Origin of the sequence: Brucella anthropi (assembly GCF_046630315.1) — a bacterium.
Lineage (GTDB): Bacteria > Pseudomonadota > Alphaproteobacteria > Rhizobiales > Rhizobiaceae > Brucella > Brucella anthropi_A.
Window position 1 is genome coordinate 343,484 of the sequence record NZ_LQBD01000001.1, and the last position, 20,651, is coordinate 364,134.

The window sequence follows — 20,651 nt, forward strand, 5'->3', positions numbered from 1 at the left end:
CCTGTTCAACCGGCCGAAAATATACTCGGATTCGGGCCTAGGCGGCCATCGGCCTTGTCCAGTTTCGTAATCGCATCATGATCGGTTCCGTTGAGACGGAAATCGAAAATATCGAAATTTTCCTTGATGCGGGCGGGCGTAACGGACTTCGGGATGACAATATTGCCCGTTTCGATGTGCCAGCGCAGGATGATCTGTGCAACCGACTTGCCATGCTTTTCCGCGATAGCCTTCAGCGTCGGGTCTTCCAGAATCTTACCCTGACCAAGCGGGCTCCAGGCTTCCGTCGCTATGTTATGCTTGCCGTGGAACAGACGCAGCTCGTCCTGCTGGAATTGTGGGTGGAGTTCGATCTGGTTGAGAACCGGTGTGACGCCGCTTTCGTTGATGACACGCTCAAGATCGACTGTGCGGAAGTTCGATACGCCGATGGATTTGGCGCGGCCTTCTTCTTTCAGTTTGAGAAAAGCGCGCCAGGTTTCCATGAACAGGTCCTTCGACGGGATCGGCCAGTGGATGAGATAAAGATCCACATAATCCGTACCAAGCTTTTTCAGGCTGGTATCGAATGCTTTCAGTGTCGATTCATAGCCCTGTTCGCTGTTCCACAATTTCGTGGTAAGAAATATGTCGCCGCGCTTGATGCCGGAATTCCTGATCGCCTTGCCGACGCCCTCTTCATTGCCATAAATGGCAGCCGTATCGATATGGCGATATCCCGTCTGCAACGCTTCACTGACAGCGGCGACCGCTTCGTCGTTACCCACTTGCCAGACACCGTAACCGAGCTGCGGAATGTGATTGCCGTCGTTCAGTTTAACCGTCGGTACGGTCATGATTTATCCTTTCCCTCCGAAGCATTCGGCGCAGGGCAGATTCCCAACGCGCCCAAAATGCTATTGACCTGCATGCCGGTTTCTTCTCCGGCACGAACCGCCATCCGGCAGTTCTTTCATCTCTCATTGGACTTTGCCATGGGCAGCATATGGGTGTTCGGCAGAAAAGGAAAAGCCCTTTCAATCATGTTTGCGTGTCTGCGATCATTCTTTCTGTGCAGAAAATTTGATCTTTTCAGATTTGTGAAAACAATACGACCGCCCTCGGGAAAAGGCGGTCGCAAAAGCTTGAAAAATGGTTTTGATTTAGCGAACGACGACTTTCGTACCGATCGGAACACGCTCATAAAGATCGGTGACGTCTTCATTGCGCATGCGAATACAGCCGGATGACATTGCCTTGCCGATGGTCCAGGGCTGATTGGTTCCATGGATGCGATAAAGCGTCGAACCCAGATAGAGCGCCCGCGCACCAAGAGGATTATTGATGCCGCCTTCCATGCGCGCTGGCAGGATGCGGCCCTTTTTGCGCTCGCGGGCAATCATCGTCTTCGGTGGCGTCCAGGTCGGCCATTCGGCCTTGCGGCTGATGCGCTGCGAGCCTTTCCAGCTGAAACCCTGTTTACCGACGCCGACCCCATAGCGCATGGCCTTGCCGCCGGATTGAACAAGATAGAGAAAGCGCTTGCCTGTATCGATGACGATGGTTCCGGGTTTTTCGTTGCCGGAATAAGAAACCATCTGCGGCAGATAGGCGGCATCGAACTGGCGCTTTCGCACAGTATTGGCCGGGTTGGCTGTCGGGCGCTGGTATGAAACCTGGCGATAGTTCGATTTGACTTTCTGTTTCTGCCGGGCGGCCACGCGCAGCGCCGGCTGAAGAGGCTGCTCTGCGGCTCTTATTCTGGTCGGCTGTGCCTGCAACTGAGCGACCCAAGGCGCCGAGAGATCGGGGCTGACCTGTACCGGCGGCAGGGTCGCATAGCGGTCATTGGCAAATGCCATGCCCGTGCTGACGATGGAAACAGCAATCGCCGCAAGCGATCCGATTAAAAGAAGATGACGTGGTTTCATAATCCAGATCCGTCTCTTTGCGCCGGAAAATCGTGATGGCGCAGTTGCCCGTTGCAGCTCCTGACATCGCTTGTCAGGAGAGCAGCCCACATGCTCATGGGGGGATTGTGTGCCTGAATGGAATCGTAAAGGTAAATTTCGGCCGCGTGTTCTGCCTGATGCTTCTTCCAATTAAAGTTGTGGTTAGTGGCGGGTTGCGCGACATGATTAACGATGGATGAACGTCGGGAGGCGAAACAATGAGTGACGTTGCTGAGGCAAAAACCGGTCTGATCGTCGGTGCCGATGGAATGACGCGCTGTTTCTGGCCCGGTGAATTGCCTGATTATCTTGCCTATCATGACAATGAATGGGGTGTTCCCGTTTCCGATGATTTCCGGCTTTTCGAAAAAATCTGCCTTGAAGGTTTTCAATCCGGCCTGTCATGGCTCACGATCCTGCGAAAGCGAGAGAATTTTCGGGCAGCGTTCGATGGCTTCGATTTCCATCGTGTCGCGCAGTACGGTCCGGCGGATGTGGAGCGCCTGCTGGCGGACAAGGGCATTGTGCGCCATCGCGGGAAAATCGAATCCACGATCAATAATGCCGGGCGCGCAATTGAACTTGTCTCGGAAAAGGGCTCTTTGGCAGCCTATTTCTGGTCTTTCGAACCGGGCGCAAAAGATCGCCCTGCCGTGGTGGACTATCCAACGCTTGTCGCTAACCCAAAGACTGAGACATCTATTCGCATCTCCAAGGACCTGAAGAAACGCGGCTGGTCATTTGTGGGGCCGACGACGGTTTATGCCTTCATGCAGGCGATGGGGCTGGTGAACGATCATATCGAGGGTTGCCACTGCCGGGGCCATATTGAAAAATTGCGAGAGAGTTTCAAAAGACCGAGCCAGCGCAATGATTGCTAAGCCGCGTCGTTTCTGCCAGAAACATCCTGTCTTTGAATAGGGGAGATAATCATGGACCTGGTGTCTTTGATGGCATTTGCCGGTATTCTGGTTGTTGCAGCGGGCACACCGGGGCCGAATGTCGGCGCATTGGTGGCTCGTGTCATCAGTCGCGGTCACAAGGGCGTCTTTCCGTTCATGTTTGGCCTCTGGCTCGGTGATGCGGTCTGGCTTTCACTGGCGGTCTGGGGATTGGCCGCACTGGCCAATATGTTTCACACGGCATTTCTCATCCTCAAATATGTGGGCGTCGCCTATCTGATCTATCTTTCCTGGAAGATGTGGATCGCGCCGGTCGATGAAGTTTCCGATGAAAATGCCATTCCTCGCCAGGGAGAAGCCGGAAAACTCTTCCTGAGTGCGCTGGCGATCACGCTCGGCAATCCCAAGATCATGGTGTTTTACCTCGCCATTTTGCCGACAGTGGTTGATATCACCCATGTTTCGCTGGTTGGCTGGGGCGAATTGCTGCTGGTCATGTTCGCCGTTCTTGCCGCAGTCGATACGGCGTGGGTAGTGCTTGCAGCACAGGCAAGGCGGTTTCTGCGCAGCCCGCGCATGATGCGGATTGCCAACAGAACCAGTGCCGGCATGATGGCAGGCGCGGCGGTCGCCATTGCGACACGCTGAACACGCTCCCCGCACTTGCCGCAACGGACTTGATCGGTTAGGAAACCGGCAACAGAATTGATGCCGGTTTCAATCGGCATGTTTATATAAATCAGCGATCAGGCAGGAAAAATGGCCGATAAAGCGGACAAGATGAAGGCGCGGTTGCCGCGCGGGTTTGTCGATCGGGTGCCGGATGATTTGCGCGCCGCTGAAAAGATGATGGCGACCATCCGTGAAGTGTATGACCTCTACGGCTTCGAGCCTGTGGAAACACCGCTCGTCGAATATACGGATGCGCTCGGAAAATTTCTGCCGGATCAGGACCGTCCGAATGAAGGCGTGTTTTCGTTTCAGGATGATGACGAACAATGGCTGTCGCTGCGCTATGATCTGACGGCGCCGCTGGCACGTTATGTCGCCGAAAATTTCGAAGCCCTGCCGAAGCCCTATCGCAGCTATCGCAACGGCTGGGTATTCCGCAATGAAAAGCCGGGCCCTGGCCGCTTCCGCCAATTCATGCAGTTCGATGCCGACACGGTCGGCGCGCCGGGCGTCTCGGCCGATGCCGAAATGTGCATGATGATGGCCGATACGCTGGAGCGCCTCGGCATTCGCCGTGGCGACTACGCGATCCGCGTCAATAACCGCAAGGTTCTCGATGGCGTGCTGGATGCAATCGGGCTTGAAGGCGAGGGCAATGCCGCCAAGCGCCTCAATGTATTGCGGGCCATCGACAAGCTCGACAAGTTCGGCCCGGAGGGCGTGCGCCTTTTGCTCGGCAAGGGGCGTCTTGACGAGAGTGGCGATTTCACCAAGGGCGCTGAACTGGCCGATGCGGCAATTGACAAGGTTTTGGCTTTCACGGCTGCAGGCGGCGCGACGGGCGCGGACACAATTGCCAATCTGCGCGCTGTCGTTGCAGGCAATGCCAAGGGCGAAGAAGGCGTCGGCGAACTCGCCGATATGCAGGCGCTGTTCGCGGCAGGCGGGTATGATGGCCGTGTGAAGATCGACCCATCTGTCGTGCGTGGTCTTGAATATTACACAGGCCCGGTTTTCGAGGCAGAACTTCTGTTCGACGTGACCAATGAAGACGGCCAGAAGGTCGTTTTCGGTTCGGTCGGCGGCGGTGGTCGTTATGATGGCCTCGTGTCGCGTTTCCGTGGCGAGCCGGTTCCGGCGACGGGCTTCTCCATCGGCGTCTCGCGCCTGATGACGGCGCTGAAGAATCTCGGCAAGCTGGATGTTTCCGACACGGTCGGTCCGGTGGTCGTGCTGGTGATGGACAAGGACACGGAGAGCCTTGGCCGCTATCAGAAGATGGTTTCCGATCTGCGTCAGGCGGGCATCCGCGCTGAAATGTATGTCGGCGGTTCCGGCATGAAGGCACAGATGAAATATGCCGACCGCCGCGAGGCTCCCTGCGTCATCATCCAGGGTTCGCAGGAACGCGAGGCCGGTGAGGTTCAGATCAAGGACCTGGTGGAAGGCAAGCGCCTTTCCGCAGAGATTGAGGACAATGTGACCTGGCGCGAAAGCCGCCCGGCGCAGATCACGGTCAGGGAAGACGGTCTGGTCGATGCCGTCCGCGAAATTCTCGGCAGTCAGGCGCGTGACCGCGCAGAACAATCGAAGTGACGGAAGCCATGACTGGATCGCGTTTGTCTGGTGTTCTCAACGCGCTTCGCGCGGAGCTTGATGCGCGTGAGGCGGAGCTTGTCGAAATTCCGCTGATCCAGCCGGCTGATCCATTTCTGGATATGGCGGGCGAGGATCTGCGCCGCCGTATTTTCCTCACCGAGAACGAGAATGGCGATAGTCTTTGTCTGCGGCCGGAATTTACCATTCCGGTCTGCCGCAATCATATCGCGCTCAATGCGGCAACGCCCAAACGCTATGCCTATCTGGGCGAGGTGTTTCGTCAACGTCGGGATGGCGCGGCAGAATTTTTGCAGGCCGGTATCGAGGATCTGGGGGCGTCCGATGAAGCCGTGTCGGATGCGCGCTCGATTGCCGATGCATTGATCTGCGTTCGTGCAGCCGCTCCCCAGGCACAACTGGAGATCGTTTTGGGCGACCAGTCGGTTTTTGCAGGTATGCTTAAAGCGCTGGGACTGCCGCAAGGATGGCGCAAAAAGCTTCTGCGGTCTTTCGGCGATGCGAGCTCGATGGAGCAAGCGCTCGCTGAACTGACGGGCGACCAGCGGCGCGATCCGCTGCCGGAAACGCTTGCCGTGCTGGTCGCAGAAGGCGATGAAACCGGGCTTGCGCGCATGCTGGAAACGGAAATGCTGGAAGCCGGCATTTCGCCCGGTGCCGGACGTTCCCCGGCCGAAATCGCTCGCCGGTTGATCGAAAAGGAAGACTTGGCCGCGACGCGCTTCCCTGCCGCGGCGCTGGACCTTCTGAAACAGTTTCTTGAAACGCGTGTCTCACTCGATTCGGCGGCAATCACCTTGCGGGCTTTCGCTTCCGAACACGCCCTTGATCTTGCTGCGGTATTGCAGAAGTTTGAGGCGCGCAGCCAGGCCATTGCGCATGCGGGCATCTCCACAATGGACATCGTCTACGATGCTTCCTTCGGACGTCCGCTCGATTATTATACCGGCCTCGTTTACGAGATCCGGGCCGCTGGTGTCGAAAAGGACGGTGTTCTAGCGGGTGGGGGCCGCTATGACCGGCTTCTGACGATGCTTGGCGCGTCCGAAAATATTCCCGGCGTCGGCTTCTCCATATGGCTCGACCGGTTGCAGATGCTGGCGGGAGAGACAAAATGAGCGTGACACTGGCATTACCGTCGAAAGGACGGTTGAAGGAACAAACGCTCGCAGTGCTCGAAAAAGCAGGCTACCGCGTCATTCTGCCGGATGACTCGCGCAATTACCGTGCGCGTGTCGAGGGCGAGCCGGACCTCGATATTCTGTTCCTTTCGGCTTCCGAAATAGCACGCGAGCTTGGCTATGGCAGCGTCGATCTGGGCGTTACAGGCGAAGACCTCGTGCGCGAGACATTGGCACATTCGGAAGAGCGTGTGGCTATTGAAGCTGAACTCGGCTTCGGCCACGCTGATGTGGTGGTGGCTGTTCCGGAAGTCTGGCGTGATGTGACCAGCATGGCCGATCTGGACGATGTGGCAGCGGATTTTCGCCAGCGTCATGGCCGCCGCCTTCGCATCGCCACCAAATATTGGCGCCTGACGCAGCAATTCTTTTCGCAGAAACACGGCATTCAGGTCTACCGCATTGTGGAAAGCCTGGGAGCTACCGAAGGCGCCCCGGCAGCAGGTTCGGCCGACATGATCGTGGATATCACCTCGACGGGGTCCACCTTGCGGGCCAATCGCCTCAAGGTGCTGGAAGACGGCATTATCCTGCGTTCGCAGGCCTGTCTTGTCTCGGCGCGCCGAAGCAGGGAGAATGCCCGTGTGGTGGAGGTAGCATCCCGCATTCGTCAGGGATTGGAGAACTGATAGCTTTCAACGCTATGTGGTTTTCTCTTAAAAAATGCAGCTACAATGAGAAAAGCCGCGCCAATCAAATGGCACGGCTTTTTATTTTTGCATGGCGTTTAGAGCAGTTTCCATTTTAGCAGAACCGCCAGAACCGCTCCAAATTCGACGCAAACCGTTTCACGCTTTGCTGGAAATGCTCTGGTCAGCCGCGCTTGGCATCAATCGAAAGCGAACCTGCACCATAGAGCGCGAGAATGAAGAGACCGCCGGCGATTGCGAGGTTCTTCTGAGCCATCAGGGCGTTCACGCCTTCCGAAAAATCCATATGGGCAACAAGCGTCGCGCCAATGGTAAAGAGGCCGACAATGACCGCAGCAATTCGGGTCTGGAAGCCGACGAGAATTGCAAGACCGCCGACAAATTCCACCAGGCCGACGATAACGGCCGTAACGGTCGGGACCGGAAGGCCGATACCGGCAAAATAACCTGCGGTGCCCGAAATGGCAGTTAGCTTGCCATAGCCGGCGAGGATGAAGAGGATGGAAAGAAAGATACGGGCGATGAGCGTTACAACGCCATTGGTCTGCGGATTGATAGAGGACATGCGGGGCTATCTCCTGTTGAACTGGAGCATCAATTAGCGCTTGCCGACTGTCAAGAAAAGACGCCTAATTCTCGACAGTTTGTTCACAGTATGAAAGCCAATTCACGCCGGTGCTATCATTCTCTCCGCACGCACCAGCCGTTCGTAATCTTCTTCCGATACCAGCCCGCTCGCCAATGCTTCTTCCCGCAAGGTCGTACCGTTCTTATGAGCGGCCTTGGCAATCCTGGCAGCATTGTCATAGCCTATGGCCGGAGCCAATGCGGTTACAAGCATCAACGAACGATCCAGCAATTCCTTGATGCGGTTCAGGTTGGGTTCGATTCCGTCCACACAATGATCGGCGAATGACACCATGGCATCGCTGAGAATGCGGATCGATTGCAGGACATTATATGCAATCACCGGCTTGAACACGTTCAGTTCAAAATGACCCTGGCTGGCCGCGACCGTTACGGTTGTCTGGTTGCCGAATACCTGTGTCGCCACCATCGTCATGGCTTCGGCCTGGGTCGGGTTGACCTTGCCGGGCATGATGGATGACCCCGGTTCGTTTTCTGGCAGCGACAGTTCGCCAAGACCGGAGCGCGGGCCCGATCCGAGGAAGCGGATATCGTTCGCGATCTTGAAAAGATCTGCCGCCAAGGCATTCAGGCTTCCGTGGAAGTTGAGGATGGCACCATGGCTGGCAAGCGCCTCGAACTTGTTGGGGGCCGGTTTGAAAGCAAGGCCCGTGATTTCGCTCACGGCTTCAGCAAAGCCCGTATCGAAGCCGATCGGCGCGTTCAATCCCGTGCCTACGGCTGTGCCGCCCTGAGCGAGCAGAAAAACGTCTGCGAGCGACTGTTCGATGCGATGACGCGCATAGTCCAATGCGGCGCGATAACCGGAAAATTCCTGTCCAAGCGTAACCGGCGTTGCATCCTGCGTATGGGTGCGACCTATCTTGATAATGTCCTTGAAAGCGTCTTCCTTGGCTTTTAGCGCTGCCGTGAGATGCGCTAGCGCCGGATAAAGACGATTGACCGCCTCAACCGCAGTTGCAATGTGAATTGCAGTTGGAAAACTGTCATTCGAGGACTGGCTCATATTCACGTGGTCGTTAGGGTGGACCGGTTTCTTGGACCCCATTTCACCGCCGAGAAGCTCAATGGCCCGGTTTGAAATGACCTCATTGGCGTTCATGTTGGATTGCGTTCCCGAGCCGGTCTGCCAGACGACCAACGGGAAATGATCGTCAAGCTTGCCCTCGATGACTTCGGAAGCGGCCACCGCGATCACCTGACCGAGAACAGGGTCGAGCTTCCCCAGAGCAATATTGGTTTCCGCGGCTGCGCGCTTGACGACGCCCAACGCATGAACCAACGGGAGCGGCATGCGCTCTCCGCCGATCTTGAAATTCTGCAATGAGCGTTGCGTCTGTGCGCCCCAATAACGATCTGCGGGAACATCGATCGGTCCGAAAGTATCTGTTTCGGTACGCGTAGCGGTCATTTCATGTCTCCGGCTAATTTGGGCTCGGAACCGAGCCTGTCAGAATGAATATAGCACCGCCAAAACCTTGGCGGGTCAATGTTTCCCTCGGAAACTTCTGATATCCGATAGTTTGATAAAATATGATTGAAAAAGTCAAATTTTATGAGCCGGATTTGCCCAGTCAAGTATCGTCATCTTCCTCGGCGTCATCCGTCTCGGAAATCCAGGCCGTTGGTTCGATCTTGCGCTGGGTTTTGCTGTCGGTGAAAGTCCACCAGCCTGTATCGGTTTCATCCCATTGGCCGCCGCCCGCCTGCAATTGGGCAAGCGTTCGATATTGCGCAATGGATTCGTTGCGCTGGTCATCTTCGTCGGTCCAGACGACGGTTATCTTGCGACCGTCTTTCGGGGCTGTGGCGATGGGAAGTTCCTTGCGCATATGATTATCCATTCCATTGTGACCATGGATAATCATAGGGCAGGCGATGCGAGCGGCAAGTTGGAATTCCTGCCTTGTTGCCTGCCATGCAGCACATCCGGCGCGAACGCCTATGCCTGCGCCGGATCAATGAGCACTAATCACTGAATTAAAAACTGGGGGTGGCGCACCTGCCAGGATGGCCTGGCATCGGACAGATTGGCGCTGCGCAGCGAAAACGCATCGACGAGGAGTGCAAGTGGAAAGACAGGCCGAAGCCTGCCTTTCCTGTTGCCTGAGACAGGACTTCCAAGGTGCGGGGGCAAACAGGAAGTCCGTCTCTATGTCATTGGCGATTGATCATGATTGATGCCTGTGAGTCAATCAGAAGATTCTAAAATAAAAAAATCGCCGGGCCAAAACGCGAGCAGAGTAAATTTTTCATAAATCACAATTGGTTGCCCAATGTAAAAGAAAGGCGGCCTTGGGCCGCCTTTCTCGCATTCTTGGCAAAGTAAACTTTCTGGGCTTCTTAGAAGTCCATGCCGCCACCCGCACCGCTTTGCGGTGCGAGCATATTACTTCATGGGCGTGCTTTATAGACTTCTTAGAAGTCCATGCCGCCCATGCCGCCCATGCCGCCAGGCATGCCAGCCGGAGCTGCATCCTTCTTCGGCAGTTCAGCGATCATGGCTTCCGTGGTGATCAGGAGGCCGGCAACCGATGCTGCATTCTGCAGAGCGGTGCGGACAACCTTGACCGGATCAACGACGCCAGCCTTGATGAGGTCGCCGAATTCGCCGTTTGCGGTGTTGTAGCCATAGGTTTCGGAGGCGTTTTCAAGGATCTTGCCAACGATGACCGAAGCTTCTTCACCGGCATTGGTCGTGATCTGGCGGGCCGGAGCCTGCAGAGCGCGACGAACGATGTTGATGCCAGCTTCCTGGTCGGCATTGATGCCCTTGGCCGTGATCTTGGCGGAAGCGCGAAGCAGTGCCGTGCCGCCGCCGGCAACGATGCCTTCTTCAACCGCAGCGCGGGTTGCGTTCAGGGCGTCGTCAACGCGGTCCTTCTTTTCCTTCACTTCAACTTCCGTTGCACCGCCAACGCGGATCACGGCAACGCCGCCAGCGAGCTTGGCAAGACGTTCCTGAAGCTTTTCACGATCATAGTCCGAAGAGGTTTCTTCGATCTGCTGCTTGATCTGTGAAACACGAGCGTCGATTTCAGCCTTCTGGCCTGCACCGTCAACGATCGTGGTGTTTTCCTTCGAGATCGAAACCTTCTTTGCACGGCCGAGCATGTCGAGCGTAACGGTTTCGAGCTTGATGCCGAGGTCTTCGGAGATAACCTGACCGCCGGTGAGGATCGCGATGTCTTCGAGCATGGCCTTGCGGCGATCGCCGAAGCCGGGAGCCTTGACAGCAGCAATCTTCAGGCCGCCGCGCAGCTTGTTGACGACGAGCGTTGCAAGGGCTTCGCCTTCGACGTCTTCAGCGATGATGACGAGCGGCTTGGAGGTCTGAACGACAGCTTCCAGAACCGGCAGAAGAGCCTGGAGGTTCGAGAGCTTCTTTTCGTGCAGGAGGATGTAAGCGTCTTCGAGGTCAGCAACCATCTTTTCAGGGTTGGTGACGAAGTAAGGCGACAGGTAGCCGCGATCGAACTGCATGCCTTCAACGACTTCGAGTTCGGTTTCAGCGGTCTTGGCTTCTTCAACCGTGATCACGCCTTCATTGCCGACCTTCTGCATCGCATCAGCGATCATCTTGCCGATTTCGGCTTCGCCGTTAGCGGAGATCGTGCCAACCTGGGCAACTTCTTCCGACGTGTTGATCTTCTTGGCCTTGCCGAGAAGTTCAGCAACGACTTCCGAAACAGCGAGGTCGATACCGCGCTTCAGGTCCATCGGGTTCATGCCGGCAGCAACAGCCTTTGCGCCTTCCTGAACGATAGCCTGACCGAGAACGGTCGCGGTCGTGGTGCCGTCACCGGCCGTGTCGTTGGTCTTCGAAGCCACTTCGCGCAGCATCTGTGCGCCCATGTTTTCGAACTTGTCTTCCAGTTCGATTTCCTTGGCGACCGATACGCCGTCCTTGGTGATGCGCGGAGCGCCGAAGGACTTGTCGATGACAACGTTACGACCCTTCGGGCCGAGCGTTACCTTTACAGCGTCGGCGAGGATATCGACGCCGCGCAGCATCTTTTCGCGCGCAGTGCGGCCGAATTTTACGTCTTTTGCAGCCATTTTACTCTCCTGGGAATATCCCGGTCAGATTATGGTGAATTGGATTTCTTGGATAAAAGCGAAATGCCTTTGGCTAATCAGCCAACGATACCGAGCCGAAGGCGTTAGCCGACAATGCCCAGAATGTCGGATTCCTTCATGATCAGCAGGTCTTCGCCGCCGATCTTGACTTCGGTGCCCGACCACTTGCCGAACAGAACCTTGTCGCCGGCCTTGACTTCCAGAGCGATCAGCTTGCCGGCTTCGTCACGGGCGCCAGCACCGACAGCGACGATTTCGCCTTCCTGCGGCTTTTCCTTGGCGGTGTCAGGGATAATGATGCCGCCAGCGGTCTTGGCTTCCGATTCAACGCGACGAACGACGACGCGGTCATGAAGCGGGCGGAACTTGATATCAGCCATGGTATAACCCTTGGTGTTATAGACGTTGAACCCTGTTAACGGATCGAGCCGATCCGCGCTTGTTAGCACTCATCATATAAGAGTGCTAACGTGGCTCTGAGATAGAAGCCGTACCTTATCTTGTCAAGATTGCCTGATAAATTTGACAGGCGAATGATGGTTAATTTGCACGATTATGCTTGCGGAATTGTCGAGGTCGGCCATCGCCTGCTCCGCATATGGTGATGTCGCCAGCAATATCAATCGACGAGACGCAAATTTGACAATTCGTCGCCGATCTGCCGGAAGGTTTCTGCCAGATCGCCCCCGGTGGAGTTCCAGAAAAGTTTTGCAGGCTTGCCATTTTCCATGCGAACGCGAGAATTGGAAGAACAGGATTTGAGCAAGTCGATCTGTGCCTTTTCATCGCTCTTGGCGGTGCTGAGATCGAGCGCTACGGTCATGATGATGATGTTTGCGGCCTTTGCATTGTTGCAGAGGGTTTCGAATTTCGCATTCATCGCTTTGCCATAGACGGCGTTATCCTGCGACACGCCTACGTTCGTTTCCTGAAACAGCCGCGTCCGTCCGTATTCGGCCGGAACTTCCCGCGTATAGCCATAGGCAGAATAATAGGATTGGTTGCCAGCCCGGTCCGAACCGCCGCTTCCGAGAAGAGATTTATAAGTGTAGTAAGTGTTCGCGCCGTCGGTCAGAACAATCACGACCTTATCATTTCCGCGTTCGTTTTCGGGTCTGCCCTCGGTAAAAGGCGCTCCATGAGCGATCGTTCGCCACCCCCATGCCAGTCCCTCGGGGACGTTTGTACCGCCGTTGGCTTTCATGGCGTCAATTGCATTCAGGATTGCCTTTTTGCCTCCATCCATGGAGACGTCGGTCAGCAGCGTTAGAGGGGAGGTGGTGCAGCTATAGTTCGGGCCACCATCATCGGGACGGCTGCTTGCGGTTTGGAGATAATATTTGGTGACATCGCGCTGGCGTTTCAGATAATCGTTGGTGGACAAGTTCTCTGTCCACCAATAATTCAGGCCGCGGTCTCTGGTGCTGTTATTGTATTCAGCGGGCGCGAACATCGGCACGAACATGGTGGCTGGATTGCTGGCCACGGGTGCGGAAACATCCAGTGCATATTTGCCGCTGCGAGCCTCGACACATCCCGCCCATTTCAGCCAGGGTGTCGCATCCCTTGCTGTTATATCGCTATAAAGCACAGTGCGGGAAAAAGGCTTCCCATTATCCGCTCCCCAGCCGGAACCGGACTTGTAGAAACGCTTGCTTCCGACAGGGTTCTCAATGATCTTGCGTCTGTCGTCGATTGTGGCGGGCAGGTCGAAGTTTTCGAAGCTGATTTTATTAAGTCCGGTGGTGTCCATCCATGCCGCATTGAGATATTGCGGACCAACATTGACGGAGCCCGCGAATGGAACGAGAGAAAATTGCACCGGCTTTTGGACATGCGTGATGATGGAGGATTGCGCAGCCATGGTCTCCACGAGTTGCTTGGCGGCGGTTTTGAGCAATGTCATGCGATTTTTGTTTGAGCCGCTTCCCGAAGTATCCATAGACTTGGAATTATCGAGGACAAGCGCAACTTCGATTGTATTTTTCAGTCTGACGGCAGACCGAAGCGCATAGGTTTTATCGTCCCAGTCATTTCGCCCTGAGCCCAACAGACGCGATGCGATAACGCCAAAAAGCGACTTGTAATTGAAGTTGGCGGTGGCCTCAATTTGCTGGTTTGTTTCCGCGTTTTTGGGAAAGGAGACCTGGAACTGGACCGCATCAATATTCAAGGTCGTAAGATTTGCAGTGAAAATCTTTGTTCCATAGTCCTGCATGTCGGATTGAGAGGCGCCGGTGGAAAATCTCCTGCCTACGGCAAGCGCAGCCGCATCGAGCGAGGCCTGCACATTGTTGCGCACGCGCATGAGATTGGCTGCGTCGACCGCGACCATTCCGGCTAGAAGCACCGGAATGAGGACCAAGGCGGCCATCATTGCAAAATTGCCGCGCTCGTCCTGGATGAAACGCGGACTGATTGGTTGGACCCGGCGGCGAAAGGCATGCCGCGCGAGACTGCGGACTCGCATAATCCGGTTTTTCAATTTGGCCCCCGCCGACGGTTGTGTCTGTGACACATGAAATGAAAAGTTGTATCGGCTCTTATCAATATCTTTCTAACAGTCGGTCACGAAGCACGGTAAATGATCGGTGAAACAGATTGTGGGATGACTGGACCCGCTCTTACCTTGCGGATATGCGCGCCAAAAACCGTGACAGATGTGGCTGGCTGCGATAGATGGGGCGCTGGCAACCTTTTCGGAAGCCTTGCCGGCGCCCATATGGCGGTTCTCGCCTTACAGATCGATTATCAAGAGGAAACCATGAAGCAGCTCGAACGCCTCGATGACCTGACCGACCAGTATGATGTGCTCTTCTGCGATGTCTGGGGCGTGGTGCATAATGGCGTTGCTGCATATCCGGCTGCCATCGAGGCATTGAAGCGCGCGCGTGCGAAGGGAGTCACGGTTATTCTGGTGACGAATTCTCCAAGGCCTCACCCGGATGTCGAGGCGCAGATGCTGGGTCTTGGCGTGCCGACCGATACCTATGATCGGGTGGTGACGTCGGGAGATGTTACCCGCGACCTGATCGCGGAAGGCCCGCGCAAGGTATTTCATATCGGCTGTGAGCGGGAGCTCACCATCTATGATGGCCTGGACGTTGAACTTGTCGAGGAGTTTGAAGCTTCGGGTGTCGTCTGCACAGGGCTTTATGACGATGAAAGCGAAACACCGGACGATTACAGGGAATTGCTGACCCGGTTGCGCTCACGCGATCTTCCGTTCATTTGCGCCAATCCGGACATTATGGTCGAGCGCGGATCGCGGCTGATCTGGTGCGCAGGCGCTCTTGCACGCGAATATGGCCAGCTCGGTGGACGTACCCTCATTGCTGGCAAGCCGCACCGTCCGATTTATGAGGCAGCCTTGCGGTTTGCGGAAGAAATTCGCGGCAAGAAAGTGGAAAAAAGCCGAATTCTTGGCATTGGAGACGGCGTTCTGACCGATGTGAAGGGCGCTGCCGATTTCGGACTGGACGTTCTCTATATTTCCGGCGGGGTCCATGCGGCCGATTACACGACCGACGGTACGGTTGACATTGACCGGATGGAGGCGTTTCTCCAGAAACATGGCAATCGCCCGGTGGCAGCACTTGGCGCTCTTGTTTGATTCCGGGCATTCTCCTTACGATCAATCGAAGTTCAGACCAAAATGACCAAAGCGAGCTTTCAGCGCCTTTCTGGAACGGATTCCTTGCCGGAGCGCCTGCAAAATTGTGTGGTGGCGATCGGCAATTTCGATGGCGTCCATCGTGGCCATCAGGCTGTCCTCGAGCGTGCGCTGGAGATCGCTGAAAAACGCGGCTTGCCCGCAATCGTCCTGACTTTCGAACCGCATCCGCGCAGTTTTTTCAAGCCCGACGCGCCGATCGATCGTTTGACCGCAGCGGCGAAGAAGGCTGAAATCCTGCGTGAGATGGGTTTTGACGCCGTGGTGGAACAACCGTTTACGGTCGAGTTTTCATCCCGCTCGGCGGAAGATTTCGTCGAGCACATTCTGGTTGAAAGGCTGCAGGCGCGTTGTGTGGTCACGGGTTACGACTTTCATTTCGGCAAGGCGCGGCGCGGAACGCCCGAATTTCTTCAAAAGGCTGGAGAAACGGCCGGATTTACGGTCACGCTGGTCGATGCTTTCACAGACGAGGGCCATAATCTTGTCTCATCGACCCGCATCAGAAACCTGCTTTGTGAAGGCGATGTCGTTCAGGCTGCGGGGCTTCTTGGCTATCGCTACATGGTCTGTGGTGAGGTCATTCACGGCAAAAAGCTTGGACGCACACTTGGATTTCCGACAGCCAATATGAAAATCGATGCGCAGGCGGGCCTGAAACATGGAATCTACGCCGTCAGGTTCAGGCGCGAGAACGGCGATCTTTACGACGGCGTTGCAAGTTTCGGTCGCCGTCCGACCGTCGACAGCGATGGCAGTCCGCTTCTCGAAACGTTTCTCTTTGATTTCTCGGGCGATCTTTATGGTGAAACTGCCTGTGTGTCGTTCTTTGGCTTTTTGCGTGGAGAGATCAAGTTTGACGGCCTTGATCCGCTTGTCGAGCAGATGAAGCGCGACGATGCCGAGGCACGCGCCCTGCTTGCGAGCGCGAAACCCTTGTCGGAACTGGATCGCTTGCTCTCGTTTGGGTGAGGCGGTTTCGTTTTCCACTTAAGATTTAAATATAATTTTACTTATTCTCGACAAAAAGCAATAAATGCCCCAAAACTTATTGGGACGCTTTTTGTTGGAGTCTAATGTGGCACGTATTGTTTCCTCGGCCCTCTTTGCAGGTGCCGCATTTTTAACGGGTAGCTCGTTTGCGTTTTCTGCCGATGTACAGCAGACCGATATTTATGCAGCAGAAACGGTTCAACCGGCGCGTAAACATCTTTGGTCCGGCGACTGGTATCTCAAGGTCGGCGCTGCGGGCCTGATGGCCCCCAAGTTTGAAGGCTCCGATAAATATCGTTTTTTTGCCCAGCCGCTCATCTCGATCGGACGTCAGGGCGAGGCGACGCGCTTTTCATCGCGCAATGACAATGTATCCTTTGCTCTGATCGACAACGATAGTTTCCGTGTCGGTCTCGCTGGCAAGTTCCTTCTCAAGCGGGATGACGATATTCACGGTCTCAAGGATACGAAGTTTGGCGGTGAAGCCGGCGCATTCGTCGATGTCTACCCGACTGATTGGCTGCGTGTGCGTGGTGAAGTGCGCCAGGGTATCCGGGCGCATAAAGGTGTCGTGGCCGATATTGCCGCCGATGCTTTCTATGATGTCACACCCACTATTCGCGTATCGGGCGGCCCACGCGCTACTTTCGCGTCGAAAGACTATTTCAAGACCTATTTCGGCGTGGATGCCGAGGAAGCGGTTGCTTCCGGCCTTTCAGAATATCATCCCGGCGGCGGGTTCAAGTCCGCCGGTATTGGCGGCGCAATCACGTGGAAGGCGACCGACAAGATCGATACCAGTCTGTTCGGCGAATATAGCCGCTTGCAGGGACCGGCAAAGGATTCCAGCATCGTCAAGGAGCGCGGCTCCCCGAACCAGTTCATGGTCGGTGTTTCCGCGACATATCGCTTCGATTTCTCGCTGGATTGACCTCAGCGGCATCAATGTGAACATTTTCAGGGGCAGGGATGCAGTTTTATTGCGTCTTTGCCCTTCTGGCCTCTTTATTCCGGTGAAACTGATTGCTAAAAGCGTGCCCATGATGACGGATTTTCGGCTTATCATGACGGCCATACGAATTATTGGCCCGGCCTCCCGCTTTGCCTGAACGGCTGTTTTGCCAGGCAATATCTGGCGCGGAGGTCCGGGAGCGACCGGCTGTGTTCTACAGTCCCCTGTTTCTTTGATCCACATGCCCGCCATCTCCGGCCGGGGCTTTACAGGCGAATACCCTCATGACTGAGACGACCAAAATCGATTATTCCAAAACCCTTTATCTGCCCCAGACCGAGTTTCCGATGCGCGCGGGCCTGCCGCAGCGCGAGCCGCTTTTCGTCGAGCGCTGGGAGGGGATGAACCTTTACAAGAAGCTGCGCGAGCAGGCCAAGGATCGCCCGCTTTATGTGCTGCACGACGGCCCGCCCTATGCCAACGGCAATATCCATATCGGCCATGCCCTGAACAAGATTCTCAAGGACGTCATCACGCGTTCCTTCCAGATGCGCGGCTATAACTCGAATTACGTGCCGGGCTGGGATTGCCACGGCCTGCCGATCGAATGGAAGATCGAGGAAAAATATCGCGCCGAAGGCAAGAACAAGGACGAAGTGCCGATCAACGAATTCCGCAAGGAATGCCGTGAGTTCGCGTCCAGCTGGATCAAGGTGCAGACGGAAGAATTCAAGCGCCTTGCCATCCTCGGCGATTTTGAAAATCCATACACGACGATGAACTTCCATGCTGAATCGCGTATTGCTGGCGAACTTCTGAAATTCGCGGCTTCCGGTCAGCTTTATCGCGGCTCCAAGCCGGTCATGTGGTCGGTTGTCGAACGCACCGCTCTTGCCGAGGCCGAAGTCGAATATCACGATGTCGAGTCGGATATGATCTGGGTCAAATTCCCGGTGGCTGGCCGGAACGATCTTTCCGGCAGCGCCGTGGTGATCTGGACGACCACCCCGTGGACCATCCCCGGCAACCGCGCTGTGTCTTATTCGTCGCGGATTGACTATGGCCTCTATGAAGTGACCGAAGCCGAGAACGATTTCGGCCCGCGTCCGGGTGAAAAGCTTATCTTCGCCGACAGGCTGGCGGAAGAAAGCTTTGCAAAGGCGAAGCTCCAGTTCAAGCGCCTGCGTGGTGTTTCGGCTGACGAGCTGGGCAAAATGGTTCTCGATCATCCGCTTAAAGGGTTTGGCGGCGGTTATGAATTCGTTGTGCCGATGCTCGATGGCGATCATGTGACCGACGATGCGGGTACGGGCTTCGTACACACCGCACCAAGCCACGGTCGCGAAGACTTTGAAGCATGGATGAACAATGCCCGCGAGCTGGAAGCACGCGGCATCGATCCGAATATCCCGTTTCCTGTCGGCGACGATGGTTTCTATACCAAGGATGCGCCGGGCTTCGGCCCGGATCGTGAGGGCGGTCCTGCCCGCGTCATCGATGATAACGGCAAGAAGGGCGATGCCAACAAGTCGGTGATGGATCAGCTCATCGCCTATGACAAGCTTTTCGCGCGCGGTCGCCTGAAGCACTCCTATCCGCATTCCTGGCGCTCGAAGAAGCAGGTCATCTTCCGCAACACGCCGCAATGGTTCGTCTATATGGACAAGAATCTCGGTGACGGAACGACCTTGCGTTCGCGCGCATTGAAGGCAATCGATGACACCCGTTTCGTACCGGCAGCCGGCCAGACGCGCCTGCGCTCGATGATCGAAGGCCGTCCCGACTGGGTTTTGTCACGTCAGCGTGCCTGGGGTGTGCCGATCTGCGTTTTCGTGGACGAAGAAGGCAATATTCTTCAGGATGATGCGGTCAACAAGCGCATTCTTGATGCTTTTGAGGCCGAAGGTGCTGATGCATGGTTTGCCGAAGGCGCGCGCGAGCGGTTCCTTGGAAGCCGCGCCGGTGAGGCATGGGTGCAGGTTCGCGACATTCTGGATGTGTGGTTCGATTCCGGTTCCACGCATACCTTCACGCTGGAAGACCGCCCGGATATGAAATGGCCCGCGGATGTCTATCTGGAAGGCTCCGACCAGCATCGCGGCTGGTTCCACTCATCGCTTCTGGAAAGCTGCGGCACACGCGGTCGGGCGCCGTATAATGCCGTCGTGACCCATGGTTTCACCATGGACGAACACGGCAAGAAGATGTCGAAGTCGCTTGGCAACACGGTCACGCCGCAGGATGTCATCAAGGAATCCGGCGCGGATATCCTGCGTCTGTGGGTGATGACGACCGATTATTGGGAAGATCAGCGTCTCGGCAAGAGCATCATCCAGACCAATATCGATGCCTATCGCAAACTCCGCAACACGATCCGCTGGATGCTGGGCACACTGGCCCATGACGAGGGCGAGAATGTCGCTCATGCCGATCTGCCGGAACTGGAACGCCTGATGCTGCACCGTCTGACCGAGCTGGATGAAGTCGTCCGCTCCGGCTATGACGCTTTCGACTTCAAGCGTATTGCCCGCACGCTCATCGATTTCATGAATGTCGAGCTTTCGGCATTCTATTTCGATATCCGCAAGGATGCGCTTTACTGCGATGCGCCGTCCAGCATTCGCCGCAAGGCGGCACTCCAGGCCGTGCGTGAAATCTTTGATCGCCTGACGACATGGCTTGCGCCGATGCTGCCTTTCACCATGGAAGAAGCCTGGCTCGACCGTTATCCGCAATCGGTCTCGGTTCATGCCGAGCAGTTCCGCCCGACGCCGGCGGAATGGCGGGACGATGTTTTGGCCGAAAAGTGGCGCAAGGTGCGCGCGGTGCGTCGTGTCGTGACCGGTGCCCTGGAGCTGGAGCGCGCGGACAAGCGCATTGGTTCCTCGCTGGAAGCATCTCCCGTTGTCTATATTTCGGACAAGAGCCTGATCGATTCGCTGGAAGGTCTCGATTTCGCGGAAATCTGCATCACAAGTGGCATTTCGTTGAGTGATGCCGCCGCGCCGGAAGGCGCTTTCACCCTCGGCGATGTAAAAGGTGTTGCTGTTGTGCCAGCACGCGCTAAAGGCGAAAAATGTGCGCGCTCGTGGCGTTACACAATGGATGTTGGCTCCGATCCTGCATTTCCCGACGTTTCGGCGCGCGATGCCGCTGCCCTGCATGAACTCAAGGCGCTCGGCAGGCTGGAAGCCTGATTGAAACCTGAAAGCGCAGGCCCCGGCATTTCATATGCCGGGGGTTCTGGAAGAAAACGGGTTGCAAACGTTCCTGCGGACATGGTGAAATACAGGTTAACATCGGATTGCCGCATGAGTTGCACTCATGTACAAGGCTGTCCTCGGATAATTTC

General features: G+C 55.9%; 18 protein-coding genes. 10 read left to right on the forward strand and 8 right to left on the reverse strand.

Annotated features, from left to right (window positions below; translation table 11 throughout):
* Positions 1–5: 5 nt before the first annotated feature.
* Positions 6–836, reverse strand: coding sequence for an aldo/keto reductase (locus AVM02_RS01540; RefSeq protein WP_411505253.1), 831 nt, complete (start codon positions 834–836; stop codon positions 6–8).
* A 306-nt stretch (positions 837–1,142) separates the two neighbouring features.
* Positions 1,143–1,910: a L,D-transpeptidase gene (locus AVM02_RS01545; RefSeq protein ID WP_411505254.1), complete on the reverse strand. Its 768-nt coding sequence runs from the start codon at positions 1,908–1,910 to the stop codon at positions 1,143–1,145.
* A gap of 35 nt (positions 1,911–1,945) precedes the next feature.
* Here AVM02_RS01545 and AVM02_RS01550 point away from each other — a divergent pair, with 35 nt between their 5' ends.
* From AVM02_RS01550 to hisG, 6 genes are all read left to right on the forward strand, one after another.
* The gene (locus tag AVM02_RS01550) at positions 1,946–2,131 is read left to right on the forward strand and encodes a hypothetical protein (protein WP_411505255.1); all 186 of its coding nucleotides are present in this window, start codon (positions 1,946–1,948) and stop codon (positions 2,129–2,131) included.
* Positions 2,132–2,149: 18 nt separating this feature from the next.
* Entirely contained in the window at positions 2,150–2,812 is a 663-nt protein-coding gene (locus tag AVM02_RS01555) for a DNA-3-methyladenine glycosylase I (RefSeq protein WP_411505256.1), read from the forward strand.
* Positions 2,813–2,863: 51 nt separating this feature from the next.
* Positions 2,864–3,481: a LysE family translocator gene (locus AVM02_RS01560; RefSeq protein ID WP_411505257.1), complete on the forward strand. Its 618-nt coding sequence runs from the start codon at positions 2,864–2,866 to the stop codon at positions 3,479–3,481.
* A gap of 111 nt (positions 3,482–3,592) precedes the next feature.
* Entirely contained in the window at positions 3,593–5,101 is a 1,509-nt protein-coding gene (gene hisS, locus AVM02_RS01565) for a histidine--tRNA ligase (protein ID WP_411505258.1), read from the forward strand.
* An 8-nt stretch (positions 5,102–5,109) separates the two neighbouring features.
* Entirely contained in the window at positions 5,110–6,240 is a 1,131-nt protein-coding gene (locus AVM02_RS01570) for an ATP phosphoribosyltransferase regulatory subunit (RefSeq protein ID WP_411505259.1), read from the forward strand.
* Positions 6,237–6,932: an ATP phosphoribosyltransferase gene (gene hisG / locus AVM02_RS01575; protein ID WP_411505260.1), complete on the forward strand. Its 696-nt coding sequence runs from the start codon at positions 6,237–6,239 to the stop codon at positions 6,930–6,932. Before AVM02_RS01570 ends, hisG begins: the two co-directional genes overlap by 4 nt.
* A gap of 184 nt (positions 6,933–7,116) precedes the next feature.
* Here the strand turns inward: hisG and AVM02_RS01580 are convergent, their stop codons facing one another.
* The 6 genes from AVM02_RS01580 to AVM02_RS01605 all read right to left on the reverse strand — a co-directional run bounded on the left by AVM02_RS01580 (position 7,117) and on the right by AVM02_RS01605 (position 14,166).
* On the reverse strand, positions 7,117–7,518 hold the full coding sequence (locus AVM02_RS01580; RefSeq protein ID WP_411505261.1) for a DoxX family protein: 402 nt from the start codon (positions 7,516–7,518) through the stop codon (positions 7,117–7,119).
* 102 nt (positions 7,519–7,620) lie between these two features.
* Complete coding sequence (fumC, locus tag AVM02_RS01585; protein WP_411505262.1) at positions 7,621–9,012, reverse strand: class II fumarate hydratase; 1,392 nt, start codon at positions 9,010–9,012, stop codon at positions 7,621–7,623.
* Positions 9,013–9,175: 163 nt separating this feature from the next.
* Positions 9,176–9,433, reverse strand: coding sequence for a hypothetical protein (locus AVM02_RS01590; RefSeq protein ID WP_411505263.1), 258 nt, complete (start codon positions 9,431–9,433; stop codon positions 9,176–9,178).
* A 586-nt stretch (positions 9,434–10,019) separates the two neighbouring features.
* Positions 10,020–11,660, reverse strand: a complete 1,641-nt coding sequence (groL, locus tag AVM02_RS01595; RefSeq protein ID WP_411505264.1) for a chaperonin GroEL — start codon at positions 11,658–11,660, stop codon at positions 10,020–10,022.
* Positions 11,661–11,764: 104 nt separating this feature from the next.
* A complete protein-coding gene (gene groES, locus AVM02_RS01600) occupies positions 11,765–12,061 on the reverse strand; it encodes a co-chaperone GroES (RefSeq protein WP_006472506.1) in 297 nt (98 codons plus the stop codon).
* A gap of 239 nt (positions 12,062–12,300) precedes the next feature.
* Positions 12,301–14,166, reverse strand: coding sequence for a pilus assembly protein TadG-related protein (locus AVM02_RS01605; RefSeq protein ID WP_411505265.1), 1,866 nt, complete (start codon positions 14,164–14,166; stop codon positions 12,301–12,303).
* A 279-nt stretch (positions 14,167–14,445) separates the two neighbouring features.
* Here AVM02_RS01605 and AVM02_RS01610 point away from each other — a divergent pair, with 279 nt between their 5' ends.
* The 4 genes from AVM02_RS01610 (at position 14,446) to ileS (ending at position 20,496) form a co-directional block, all read left to right on the forward strand.
* A complete protein-coding gene (locus AVM02_RS01610; RefSeq protein WP_411505266.1) occupies positions 14,446–15,294 on the forward strand; it encodes a TIGR01459 family HAD-type hydrolase in 849 nt (282 codons plus the stop codon).
* A gap of 42 nt (positions 15,295–15,336) precedes the next feature.
* Entirely contained in the window at positions 15,337–16,326 is a 990-nt protein-coding gene (locus tag AVM02_RS01615) for a bifunctional riboflavin kinase/FAD synthetase (RefSeq protein ID WP_411505267.1), read from the forward strand.
* Positions 16,327–16,417: 91 nt separating this feature from the next.
* On the forward strand, positions 16,418–17,278 hold the full coding sequence (locus tag AVM02_RS01620; RefSeq protein WP_411505268.1) for a MipA/OmpV family protein: 861 nt from the start codon (positions 16,418–16,420) through the stop codon (positions 17,276–17,278).
* 305 nt (positions 17,279–17,583) lie between these two features.
* Entirely contained in the window at positions 17,584–20,496 is a 2,913-nt protein-coding gene (gene ileS / locus AVM02_RS01625; protein WP_411505269.1) for an isoleucine--tRNA ligase, read from the forward strand.
* Positions 20,497–20,651 lie beyond the last annotated feature (155 nt).

What these genes read in the sequence shown, in the direction of transcription:
- AVM02_RS01540 (WP_411505253.1), bottom strand. Translation starts at nt 836, where the DNA reads ATGACCGTACCGACGGTTAAACTGAACGACGGCAATCACATTCCGCAG.
- AVM02_RS01545 (WP_411505254.1), bottom strand. Translation starts at nt 1,910, where the DNA reads ATGAAACCACGTCATCTTCTTTTAATCGGATCGCTTGCGGCGATTGCT.
- AVM02_RS01550 (WP_411505255.1), top strand. Translation starts at nt 1,946, where the DNA reads ATGGCGCAGTTGCCCGTTGCAGCTCCTGACATCGCTTGTCAGGAGAGC.
- AVM02_RS01555 (WP_411505256.1), top strand. Translation starts at nt 2,150, where the DNA reads ATGAGTGACGTTGCTGAGGCAAAAACCGGTCTGATCGTCGGTGCCGAT.
- AVM02_RS01560 (WP_411505257.1), top strand. Translation starts at nt 2,864, where the DNA reads ATGGACCTGGTGTCTTTGATGGCATTTGCCGGTATTCTGGTTGTTGCA.
- hisS (WP_411505258.1), top strand. Translation starts at nt 3,593, where the DNA reads ATGGCCGATAAAGCGGACAAGATGAAGGCGCGGTTGCCGCGCGGGTTT.
- AVM02_RS01570 (WP_411505259.1), top strand. Translation starts at nt 5,110, where the DNA reads ATGACTGGATCGCGTTTGTCTGGTGTTCTCAACGCGCTTCGCGCGGAG.
- hisG (WP_411505260.1), top strand. Translation starts at nt 6,237, where the DNA reads ATGAGCGTGACACTGGCATTACCGTCGAAAGGACGGTTGAAGGAACAA.
- AVM02_RS01580 (WP_411505261.1), bottom strand. Translation starts at nt 7,518, where the DNA reads ATGTCCTCTATCAATCCGCAGACCAATGGCGTTGTAACGCTCATCGCC.
- fumC (WP_411505262.1), bottom strand. Translation starts at nt 9,012, where the DNA reads ATGACCGCTACGCGTACCGAAACAGATACTTTCGGACCGATCGATGTT.
- AVM02_RS01590 (WP_411505263.1), bottom strand. Translation starts at nt 9,433, where the DNA reads ATGCGCAAGGAACTTCCCATCGCCACAGCCCCGAAAGACGGTCGCAAG.
- groL (WP_411505264.1), bottom strand. Translation starts at nt 11,660, where the DNA reads ATGGCTGCAAAAGACGTAAAATTCGGCCGCACTGCGCGCGAAAAGATG.
- groES (WP_006472506.1), bottom strand. Translation starts at nt 12,061, where the DNA reads ATGGCTGATATCAAGTTCCGCCCGCTTCATGACCGCGTCGTCGTTCGT.
- AVM02_RS01610 (WP_411505266.1), top strand. Translation starts at nt 14,446, where the DNA reads ATGAAGCAGCTCGAACGCCTCGATGACCTGACCGACCAGTATGATGTG.
- AVM02_RS01615 (WP_411505267.1), top strand. Translation starts at nt 15,337, where the DNA reads ATGACCAAAGCGAGCTTTCAGCGCCTTTCTGGAACGGATTCCTTGCCG.
- ileS (WP_411505269.1), top strand. Translation starts at nt 17,584, where the DNA reads ATGACTGAGACGACCAAAATCGATTATTCCAAAACCCTTTATCTGCCC.